This is a genomic window from Novosphingobium sp. FG90 (assembly GCF_057808725.1).
Genome location: NZ_JBMDIO010000095.1, coordinates 1 through 1720, shown reverse-complemented (window position 1 = coordinate 1720; position 1720 = coordinate 1). Strand labels below are relative to the sequence as shown.

Annotated in this window: 1 pseudogene; it reads left to right on the top strand. The window is 64.9% G+C overall.

Annotated elements, in window-relative coordinates:
* Positions 1 to 1670: pseudogene (locus tag ACODRZ_RS26650) on the top strand (Tn3-like element ISMpo10 family transposase); the annotation flags it as partial.
* Positions 1671 to 1720 lie beyond the last annotated feature (50 nt).

The following is a 1720-nucleotide window of genomic DNA, read 5'->3' as shown; positions in this document are numbered from 1 at the left end:
TCATCCGGCAAGCTTGGCGTCGGGCGATCGGCACCGGCATTCCCGATCGCAGGATCTATGAATTGTGCGTGCTGGTCGAGCTTCGCGACCGGCTTCGCGCCGGCGACATGTGGGTCGAGGGAAGCCGACGCTATCGTGCTGTCGAGCAGCAACTCATTCCTGCCCCCGTATTCGCCAACATGCGCGCGGCCGGCCCCTTGCCGATACCGGCACCGGATACGGCCGATATCTGGCTGGCCGAACGACGCGCCCGCCTCGCCCGTCGATTGGCCGAGGTCGAGCGAAAGGCGGAGACGGACGCGCTGGAAGACGTGCAGCTCAGCTTGGGCAGGCTGCGGATTTCGCCCTTGAAGGCGATTACTCCCGAGGAATCCGATACCGCCCTTGCGCCGCTCTATGCGCATCTGCCCGCGATCCGCATCACCGACCTTCTTGCCGAAGTCGATCGATGGACCGGGTTCAGCCAGTGCTTCACGCATCTGCAAAGTGGCCGTGCCGCGGATGAACCACGTGCGATCCTCACGGCGGTGCTCGCCGATGCCACCAATCTGGGCCATACGCGCATGGCGGAAGCCTGCAATCTCGTGACCCAGCGCCAACTCGGTTGGCTCGCCTCGTGGCATCTGCGCGAGGAAACCTACGGTCGCGCGCTCGCCCGGCTTGTCGACGCCCAACACACCGCGCCGCTGGCCGCGCTGTTCGGGTCCGGCACCTCGTCCAGCTCAGACGGTCAGAACTTTCCGCTCGACCGCCGCGCCCAGGCAACCGGCGCAGTCAATCCGCACAAGGGGACAGAGCCGGCTGTCTCCTTTTACAGCCACGTCTCGGATCGCTACGCGCCGTTCCATTCCACAGTTATCTCCGCTTCGGCGAGCGAGGCGGCACAGGTGCTCGACGGGCTGCTCCACCACGGCGCCGATCTGCACATCGAAGAGCATCACGTCGATGGCGGGGGCGTCTCCGACCATGTGTTCGCGCTATGTCATCTGCTTGGGTTCCGGTTCGCGCCGCGTATCCCGAATATCGCCGCACGCCGTTTGCACCTGTTTAACGGCATCGAACCCGGCCCCGATATTGCGCCGCTGGTCGCGGGCCGCATCGACGAAGGTCTGATCGAGGCACACTGGGACGACGTGCTGCGACTGGGAACCTCGATCCGCACAGGCGTCGTCAGCGCCTCGATCATGCTGGAACGGCTCGGCTCCTATCCACGCGCCAACGGCCTGGCACTGGCGTTGCGCGAGATCGGTCGCGTCGAGCGTACCCTGTTCACGCTCGACTGGATCGAGCAGCCCGAACAGCGTCGCCGCGCCACCCGCGAACTCAACAAGGGAGAAGCGGAAAATGCCCTGAAACGCGCCATCTTCTTCCATCGCATCGGCCGTATCCGCGATCATGCGCTGCAAGCCCAAAGCCATCGGGCGAGCGCGCTGAACCTCGTCGCCGGTGCCATCGTCCTGTGGAACACGACCTACCTGCAAGCCGCCCGGATGCATCTCGCCAACCTCGGCCGGCCGGTCCCGCCGGACCTGCTGCAACACCTATCACCGCTCGGTTGGCAGCATATCAATCTCACCGGCGATTACCTCTGGACCGATCCCGATGCGCCATCCACCGCGCTCAGACCGCTTCGCCAGATGCGCGCCGTCGAAGGCACGGCAAAACCTTAGACCCCATGACTGCCAGAGCCTCGGAGGCTCGAATCTGAGATGCTGATGAT